6 protein-coding genes are annotated in these 9265 nt (G+C 64.6%); 3 read left to right on the forward strand and 3 right to left on the reverse strand.

The window, feature by feature from the left end; genetic code table 11:
- Positions 1 to 298: 298 nt before the first annotated feature.
- The 3 genes from LLH00_14685 to LLH00_14695 all read right to left on the reverse strand — a co-directional run bounded on the left by LLH00_14685 (position 299) and on the right by LLH00_14695 (position 5220).
- Positions 299 to 1099 carry a hypothetical protein gene (locus tag LLH00_14685; protein ID MCE5272523.1) on the reverse strand — a complete coding sequence of 267 codons (801 nt, stop codon included), beginning with the start codon at positions 1097 to 1099 and terminating at the stop codon, positions 299 to 301.
- 208 nt (positions 1100 to 1307) lie between these two features.
- Complete coding sequence (locus LLH00_14690) at positions 1308 to 2993, reverse strand: D-aminoacylase (GenBank protein ID MCE5272524.1); 1686 nt, start codon at positions 2991 to 2993, stop codon at positions 1308 to 1310.
- A gap of 112 nt (positions 2994 to 3105) precedes the next feature.
- Positions 3106 to 5220, reverse strand: coding sequence for a PBP1A family penicillin-binding protein (locus tag LLH00_14695; protein ID MCE5272525.1), 2115 nt, complete (start codon positions 5218 to 5220; stop codon positions 3106 to 3108).
- Between the two features lie 223 nt (positions 5221 to 5443).
- Between LLH00_14695 and tyrS the strand changes: the two genes are divergently transcribed.
- The 3 genes from tyrS (at position 5444) to LLH00_14710 (ending at position 8804) form a co-directional block, all read left to right on the forward strand.
- Positions 5444 to 6661 (forward strand): tyrosine--tRNA ligase, encoded by a 1218-nt coding sequence (gene tyrS, locus LLH00_14700; GenBank protein MCE5272526.1) that lies wholly within the window; start codon positions 5444 to 5446, stop codon positions 6659 to 6661.
- 60 nt (positions 6662 to 6721) lie between these two features.
- Positions 6722 to 7498, forward strand: a complete 777-nt coding sequence (locus LLH00_14705; protein ID MCE5272527.1) for a radical SAM protein — start codon at positions 6722 to 6724, stop codon at positions 7496 to 7498.
- A 64-nt stretch (positions 7499 to 7562) separates the two neighbouring features.
- Positions 7563 to 8804: a DegT/DnrJ/EryC1/StrS family aminotransferase gene (locus tag LLH00_14710; GenBank protein MCE5272528.1), complete on the forward strand. Its 1242-nt coding sequence runs from the start codon at positions 7563 to 7565 to the stop codon at positions 8802 to 8804.
- Positions 8805 to 9265: the final 461 nt, after the last annotated feature.

Here is a 9265-nt window from a genome sequence, read left to right on the forward strand (position 1 = left end):
TTATACGTGCTTCACCGGCGCCGGGTTCCAGGAAGATGAGAAACCGGATTCACTCTCCTGAATCAAGCTCGTAACGCGCCGCCGGGTTGTTTTTTATTCAGCTTTCAGCCACACCCCCCGCCCGCTACGCGGGCACCCCCTTTATTAAGGGGAATTTTAACGGCCCGCATTACGGTCCTCTCGGAAGTGCGGCCTGTGTGGCTTTAATCCCCTTTAACAAAGGGGATAGAGGGGGATTTAATGGAATAACCGGGCGAGGCCTGCCTCGCCTTTCCGCCTCTTGCGATCCTTTCCCCGCTCACTTCTTCCCCGGCCCGGCCTTTCTCTTCATCTGGCTCACTTTGACGGCGTGCCTGCTCCACATCTCGTGCAACAGCAGCAGGTCGCTCAGGATTTCGAAAAACACCACTCCCTCCTCCAGCAGGCGGCCGATATTATCTTCCTCAGTGGGCGCCCCCACCCAGACTCCATGCTTGTCCGCCGCTTTCACCGTGGCGCGCAGGGCCTCCATGATCCGCTTGTCGTAGCGCTGCGGCCCGCGCAGCCCGATCGACATCGAGTAGTCCGCCGCCCCGAAAAACACGTAGTCCAGCCCCTCCACCGACATGATCTCGTCGATGGCCTCCATGGTGCGCACGTGCTCCACCATCACCCCGATCAACGGTTCCCTGTCGCTCCACTCCACCCACTCGTTTCCGGCCAGGGTGCCCCAGTGCGCGCTGAAACAGTCGCCGCAGTAGCCGCGCATCCCGCGGGGCGGAAACTTGGCCGCCCGCACCACGGCCTCGGCCTCCTCCGGAGTGTAGATATTGGGCACCAGCACGGCCCCGGCCCCGATTTCCAAAGCTTTGCGCACCAGGAACGGGTTGTCGCGGTCCACCCGCAGCATGGGCACGATATCGGCGATAGCCGCCGCGCGCATCAGATGCTCGGCCGAGGAGTCCTGCCGCCAGGCGTGCTCGTTGTCGATCCGCATGAAATCCAACCCGGCGTACCCGCCGATCTCCATCACGTTGGGGCTCCAGGAGTGGATCGCGCTGCCCACGCACAGGCCGCCCGCGGCCAGCTTGGCGCGCATCTTGTTCGGTTTGCGTTCCATTTTTACCTCTATCGGTTCGTCGAGAAATGTTGTTGTCGAGTGGAGAGTCTCTTCCTTTGAATTTACCGCCGCGCCCGGTGCAAGGCAAAGGGAATTCCCCCGTGCAAGGTTGCGCTGGTCTGAAGGGGCGGCCCCTGTGGCCGCCCGAAAAAATGGGGCAGGCACAGGGGCCTGCCCCTACAGAAATCCATTGCCGCCGCCGCAACCCTCAGCCCTTGTACCCCGGCCCACGCACGAACCGTCCAGGCTTGGCCCCAGTGTGCTCCCCGTCCCGGATCACCGGCGTGCCGTTGACCAGCACGTGCTTCACCCCGGTGGCGTACTGCATCGGCTGCTCGTAGGTGGAGCGGTCGCTGATTGTCTGCGGGTCGAACACCACGATATCGGCGAAATAGCCGGGCTTAAGGAACCCCCGGCGCTCCAGGCGCAGGGTGGTCGCAGGAAGGCCGCTCATGCGGTGCACAGCCTCGGCCAGGCTGATAATCTTCTCCTCGCGCACGTACTTTCCCAGCACCCGGGCGAATGTCCCGTAGGCCCGCGGGTGCGCGCTGGCCTTCAGGAACACGCCCTCCGGGGCCGAGCTCTCGGCATCCGAGCCGATACAGACCCAGCTCAGGCTGATCTTGCGCCGCACCTGCTCCTCGGACATCAGGAAAAACACCGCGCTCACCCGGCTGCCGTCGCGCAGCACCAGGTCCATGGAGGTTTCGGCCGGGTTGGTGCCGTTACGGGCGGCCACCTCGGCCAGGCTCATGCCGGTCAGGGCCTTGAGCGAGTCGTTCTTGAGGCCCACCAGCTTGATATTCTCAGCCCCGGCCAGGTAGAAAAAGTTCTCCCAGCCCTCGCCCGGCTCGTTCATCTCGCGGCGAAGGCGCTCCCGCACCTTCGGGTCCTGAAGGCGCTCCACCCAGGCCTCGAACCCGCCCTCCTGCACCCAGGTGGGCATCACCGCATACAGCCCGGTCTCGGCCGCTGTGTAGGGGTAGATATCCGCGGTCACGGGCAGGCCCTCGGCGCGGGCGGCCTCCACCTTGGCTATGGCCTGCTCCAGCTTGTCCCAGTTGACCTGTCCCGCGGCCTTGAAATGGTAGATTTCGCTGCGCGCCCCGGAGCGGCGGGCGATCTCGAGGAACTCGTCCAGAGCCTCCAGGAAACGGTTGCCCTCGGAGCGGATATGCGAGATGTAGATTCCGCCGTACTGGGCCGAGACCGAGGCCAGGGCGGTAAGCTCCTCGGTGGTCGAGTAGGAGCCGGGCATGTAGATCAGCGCCGAGGCCACGCCCAGCGCGCCCTCGGCCATGGCCCGGGCGGTGATCTCTTTCATCCGCTCCAGTTCGTCCGGTGTGGGCGGACGGTTCTCGTAGCCGATCACATTGACTCTCGGAGTGGCCGCCCCCAGGAACGAGGCCACGTTGGTCGACACCCCGCGCCGCTCCAGGTACTCCAGGAACTGGCCCAGGGTGGACCATTCTATGTCGTAGCGGATATCGCCCTGACGCTCCAGCTTCTCCTGCTTCATCTTCTCGTTCAGCGGCCCCATCGACTCGCCCTCGCCCATCACCTCCAGGGTCACCCCCTGGCGCAGGTCGCTCTGGCTGCGGCCGTCCGCGATCAGGGCATCCTGCGCCCAACTGATCACGTTGATGAAGCCCGGGCTGACCGCCAGCCCGGTGGCGTCGATCTCTCTCGCCCCCTTGTAACTGTCGCCGAGTTGCCCTATCGCCAGGATCGAATCTCCGCGCAGGGCGATATCGGCCACCACGGGCTCGCCGCCCGTGCCGTCATACACCGTGCCGCCGCGGATTATCGTGTCGGCCTTAACCTGTTCCCTGGAGCAGGAGCCGATAAGCGGGAGAAGGAGCGGCAGGAGGGAAAGGAACGCGGTGCTGCGCATGGCCGGAGCCTCCGTGGAAGAGGGCTGAAATGAGCCGGGGCAACTCCTGAGCGGAACTGCCCCGTGCGCTGATTATCCTTACATGTATGACTCCGGCCCGGGCCGGAATCAGCTATTGGGAGTAAATCGACGGCTTGTGTACGAAACACTCCTCGTTTTCGCCCGGCTCGGTTCCCACCTTGAAAATCTCGGTGTAGACCGACTGCGGTGGGCAGAACCGCGTGGCCAGCATCCCGCTGGCCTTGCAGATCAGCCGCGTGGTCAGCCCGTCCGCCGGGCTGTCGAAATCGCGCGGGGTCATTGTCTCGTAGGCCGCTTTCATAAACTCGGTCCAGACCGGCAGGGCCAGAAGGCTGCCCGTGCCGGTGTTCATTATCCGCTGCGGGCGGTCGAACCCGATCCACACCCCGCAGACCAGGTCGGGGGTGTAACCCACGAACCAGGCGTCCGTGTAGTTGTTGGTCGTGCCGGTCTTGCCCCCGGCCGGCACGGTGAACCCGGCCTGGCGCGCCCCGTAGCCGGTGCCGTGGTCCACCACGTCGCGCATCATGCTCAGCACGATATAGGCGGTCTGGGGCGAGAGCGCCTCCTCGCGGTCCGGCTGGAACGAGCGCACCAGGTTGCCCCGGCTGTCGCGTATCTCGCGGATCGCGCGCGGGCCCACCCGCACCCCCAGGTTGGGGTAGGTGGTGTAGGCGCTCACCAGCTCGATCGGGTAGACATCCGCGCTGCCCACGGCCATCGACTCCACCGGCGGGATCTTCGAGGTGATCCCCATCCGGCGGGCGTAGGCCGCCACGGTCTCAGCGCCCACGGTCATCAGGGTCTTGATCGCCACCAGGTTGACCGATTTCATCATCGCGGTGCGAAGGGTGATCGGCCCCAGAAACTCACCCTCGTAGTTGGAGGGACGCCAGATCGTGCCGTCCGCCTGCGGGATCGAGATGGGTGAATCCTCCACCACCTGGCAGGCCGGGATCCCGTTGTCGATGGCCGCGGTGTAGACAAAGGGCTTGAACGCGCTGCCCGGCTGGCGCAGGGCCTGCACGGCGCGGTTGAACTTGCTCTCCCAGTAGCTGCGCCCGCCGATCATCACCAGGATATCCCCGCTGGCCGGGTCCAGGGTCAGCATCGCGCCCTCGAGATAATCCATGTTGGGCTGCTCGTTGTCCTTGATCCCGCCCTTCTCCAGGATTTTGGCCCGCGTCGGGTGGTTGAACGGTCGTATCTTGCCCGCCTCGATGTACTGGATTTGCTCCTCCAGCGCCTTCTCGGCGGCTTTCTGCATGCGCACATCCAGCCCGGTGTAGACCTGGAGGCCCAGACGGTAGAGGTCCTCCTCGGCGTAGTCCTGCAGCAGGAGCTGGCGCACGTAGTCCACGAAATAGGGCGCCACCCACTCCCGCGAGCGACCGCCCGACAGGTTGATCGGCGTCGCCTTGACCGAGTCGGCTTGCGCCCGGCCCAGGCAGCCGGTCTCGACCATGCATTCGAGCACCCAGTTGCGGCGCTCCCGGGCGGCGTCGATGTTGTTGAGCGGGCTGTTGCGGCTGGGCGCGTTGGGCAGCCCGGCCAGCACCGCGCTCTCGGCAAGGTCGAGCTGGCTCACGTCCTTGCCGAAATAGGTCCGCGCCGCCTCCTGTATGCCCCAGGCCCCGCTGCCGAAATAGATCTGGTTGAAATAGCGCTCCAGGATTTCATCCTTGGTGTAGGTGCGCTCGATCTCCCAGGCCAGGATCGCCTCGCGCACCTTGCGGCTGTAGGTGCGCTCGCGGGTCAGGAACAGCTCGCGGGCCAGCTGCTGGGTGATTGTCGAGCCTCCCTGCTGGATGCTGTGGGTGAGCTGGTTGATATAGAACGCGCGGATCACGCCCCAGACATCGATTCCCCAGTGGGTGTAGAACTTACGGTCCTCCACCGACAGGAGCGCGTCCTTGAGGCTCTGCGGAATACGGTCCAGCGAGACCGGCACCCGGCGCTCGGTGTAAAGCTCGGCCAACAGCGTGCTGTCGCGGGCGAAAATGCGGGTCACCAGGTTGGGCGGGTCCAGCTCCATCTTGGCGATCGAGGGCAGCCCGGCGCTGAAATACTTGAGCAGTCCCACGCCCATGCCCAGGCCGAAAAAGATCGTGATCGTGGCTACGAACAGCCCCACCCGCACGAGCGTCCCGAACCGCGGCGCACCCTCGGCCCGCTCCTCCTTCTTTTTCCTTCTCAAAGCAGCCATCACTTAATCCATTCTGTCGTTTCTTTCCCGTTTCTTCATGGAACAAAAGAAATAAAATAAAACCCTCGGCCCGCTGCCGCAAGTTGCGCGCCAAAAGCTCCGGGTCGGAACAGCCTTGATTTTTGGCGGCCCTTTTATTATTAAATCTTGATTAATCTGTATAATACAGCTTCGGACACGTTACTTTTTCAACGCTGGGCAGCGCACAGGAGCACCCCCATAAATGGCCTTTCCGCCGCTTAACGAACAGATGGACCTCATCCGCCGCGGCGCGGTGGAGATAATCTCCGAGGAGGAGCTGGAGCGCAAGGTCAGCCGCAGCCTCGGCGCCGGCACCCCCCTCACGGTCAAGCAGGGCTTCGATCCCACCGCCCCGGACATTCACCTCGGCCACACGGTCTCGATCCAGAAACTGCGCGACTTCCAGAGCCTCGGACACCGGGTGGTGTTCCTGATCGGCGATTTCACCGCCATGATCGGCGACCCCACCGGACGCAGCGAGACCCGCCGCACCATGACCCGCCAGGATGTCCTGGCCAACGCCGAGACCTACAAGGAACAGGTGTTCAAGATCCTCGACCCGGCCGCCACGGTGGTGGATTTCAACAGCCGCTGGCTGGGCCAGCTCGGGGTGGAGGGGCTGATGCAGCTCACCGGCCTCTACACCGTGGCCCGCATGCTGGAGCGGGATGATTTCGCCAAGCGCTACGCCGAGGGCCGCCCCATCTCGATCCTCGAATTCCTCTACCCCCTGATGCAGGGTTATGATTCTGTGGCCCTGAAGTCGGATGTGGAGCTGGGCGGCACGGACCAGAAATTCAACCTGCTCGTGGGACGCGACCTGCAGCGCTCCTGGAACCAGGAGCCCCAGGTGGTGCTGACCATGCCGCTGCTGGTGGGGCTGGATGGCGTCCACAAGATGAGCAAGAGCCTGGGCAACTACATCGGGATCAACGAGCCGGCCGAGCAGATCTACGGCAAGGTGATGTCCATCCCGGACGAGATGATCTACACCTACTACGAGCTGGTGGCTGCCGCGCCGCTGGAAAAGCTCCAGCGGATTAAGGCTGCCCTGGCGGATGGCTCCAACCCGCGCGATATCAAGCGCGACCTGGCCCTGGATGTCACCGCGCTCTATCACGGCGAGGCGGCCGCCTCCGCCGCACGCGAGCATTTCGAGCGCGTCGTGGTGCGCAAGGAGCGGCCGGACGAGGTGGAGCGGCACAGCCTGCCCGCCGGAGGTGAGCCGCTCTGGCTGCCCGGCCTGTTGCGCGAGACCGGCCTGGTCAAAAGCTCCAGCGAGGCGAACCGCATGATCGCCCAGGGCGCGGTGTTCGTGGATGATGTGAAAGTGGAGAGCGGAGACTATAAGCTGGAGCCCGCGGGCGAGCATTTCGTGCGGGTGGGCAAGCGGCGTTTCATCAAGGTGGTGTTCGAGTAGCATTAGGTAGCTGCGTGATCCGATAGATTGCGGTACGACAGGTGTCTCGGGAGGTGTGGCATGGGTATGAAAGAGCGTCCGCTTCAGACCAAGATAATCTACGGCCCGGTGGACAGCCGCCGCCTGGGCCGTTCCCTGGGCGTGAACATCCTGCCCACGCAGTGGAAAGTCTGCACCTTTGATTGCCTCTACTGCCAGTATGGCTGGACCTGCTGCAACTGGGAGGGCCCCGAGAGCGTCGAGCACCTCGGCCTGCCCACCCCCGAGGAGGTGGCCGAGGCCCTGGAGGCCGCCTTGCCCGCGCTTGGTCCGGTGGATGCGGTCACCCTGGCCGGCAACGGCGAGCCGACCCTGCACCCGCGCTTCGAGCCGACAGTCCGTCTGGTGGCTGCGGTGCGCGACCGCCTGGCCCCCGGTGTGCCGCTGGTCATCCTCTCCAACAGCTCCACGATCACCGCGCCCGAGGTGCGGCGCGCTTTCCGCCTGATCGACCGCCCGGTGATGAAACTGGATGCCGGCAGCCCGGTCCTGTTCGACCAGATCAACCGCCCGCGCCCGGGCATCGAGTTCGACAAGGTGGTCGAGGCCCTGGCCGCGCTGGAGCGGGTGGAGATACAGTCGCTGTTTTTCGACGGGCCGCTGAGCAACTGCGGCCCCCGCGACATCGAGCTCTGGCTGGCCGCCCTGACACGTATCCGCCCGCAGGCCCTGCAGGTTTACAGCCTTGACCGCACCCCGGCCGAGAGCCGTCTCAAGGCCGTGCCCCGTGAGCGTTTGGAGCAAATCGCCGACTCCGCCCGGGACTGTCTGCCCGGAATGAAGGTGGCTGTTTTTTGAACTGCATTCGCCGATAAAAAGCGTCGCGGGCCGCATGCCCGCCTCAGGAAAGGACAGAGTCACTATGCCCAAGCTTGCGATCAACGGGGGACGCCCGGTGCGCGAGGCGGCCTACCCCCAGTGGCCGTTCTGGGACGCCAACGAGTTGAAAGCCGTACAGGAGGTAATAAAGAGCGGGGTCTGGGGGATCAACGGCAGCCGGGTCCGCCAACTGGAGGAAAAGTTCGGCCGCTTCTGCGGCTGCGACCAGGCCATCGCCATGTCCAGCGGCACCCTGGCCCTGCGCGCCGCCCTGGTGGCTGCCGGCCTGCCCGCCGGCTGTGAGGTGATCGTGCCGGCCTATACCTTTGTCGCCACTGCCACCGCGGTGCTCGAATCGAACATGGTCCCCGTGTTCGCCGACATCGACCCGGACACCGGCAACATCTCGGTCGAATCCGCGGCGGAACTCATCACCGAGAACACCCGCGCCATCCTGCCCGTGCACCTGGCAGGCACCGTGGCGGACATGGACAGCCTGAACGCCCTGGCGGCCAGGCACTCGCTGGTGGTGATTGAGGACGCCTGCCAGGCCTGGGGCAGTGAGCACAACGGCCGCAAGGCCGGCTCCATCGGCGCGGCCGGGACTTTCAGCTTCCAGAGCTCGAAGCACATCACCGGCGGTGAGGGCGGCGCGGTTACGACCAACGATCCAGATTTGGCCGAAAAGTGCCGCTCGTTCATCAACTGCGGACGGGTGCGCGGGGGCCTCTGGCACGAGCACGGCCTGCTGGGCGGCAACTACCGCCTGAGCGAGCTCCAGGCCGCAGTCATCCTGACCCAGTTCGAGCGCTACGAACCCATGCTGGCCCAGCGCCAGGCCGCCGCGGCTTTCCTGCGCCGCGAACTGGCCGGCATCGAGGGGATCACCCCCTTGCAGCTTCCGCCCTACGCCACGGCATCGAGCTGTCATTTCCTGATCCTGCGCTACGACCAGGCCGCCTGGGGCGGCCTCAGCCGCGAACAGTTCATCAAGGCCCTTAATGCCGAGGGTGTCAGGCCGGCGCACTGCGGATATTTCACCCCCATCTACCGCCAGCGTTTCATGCTGGAAAAGAATGTCGGCCCCTTCGACCGGATAAAGAGCCACGTCTTCCGCGGTGAGGTGATCGACTACGGCAAGTTCCACTGCCCGGTCACCGAGCGGTTCACCGGCGGCGAGGCCCTCTGGCTGCTGCAGAACCTGCTGCTGGCCGACCAGGCCGGGCTGGAGGAGATCGTGGCCGCGCTGCGCAAGCTGCGTGAAAATTACAGCGAGCTGCTCTGACCGGCTGCACAGAGCTTTCCGCCGCACACCGGACCCCGCGGAACGAATGGCGCACCGCGGGGTTCTTTATCGGTAGGAATGCGCCAATAAAGGCCGAAGCTGGTGTAGAGACGACCGGCCGGGGCGGGACAAATCCCCTCTCAAGAGGGGTGCCCGCGTCAGCGGGCGGGGTGTGTCACGGTTGGGGTCAGCGCTGCAAGCCTGTCGGCTGGTCCCCCACTTTTACAAAGGGGGGCGGGAGGATTTAATCCCAATAGCATGCTCCGCTCAAACTTCGTGGAGCCAGGCTCTACGGTCCACGAAGTGATTCCCCTTTCTGAAAGGGGTTATCTTTTGAGGTATTGCTTTGAAAATTGACTCTATCCCCGACTACCCCGCCGCGGTCGAGGCGCTCTACGGCCTCCAGCGTTTCGGGATCAAGCTCGGGCTGGAAAAAATAAACTCACTGCTCGAGGCCCTGG

This window comes from bacterium, assembly GCA_021372515.1.
In the GTDB taxonomy this organism is placed as follows: domain Bacteria; phylum Gemmatimonadota; class Glassbacteria; order GWA2-58-10; family GWA2-58-10; genus JAJFUG01.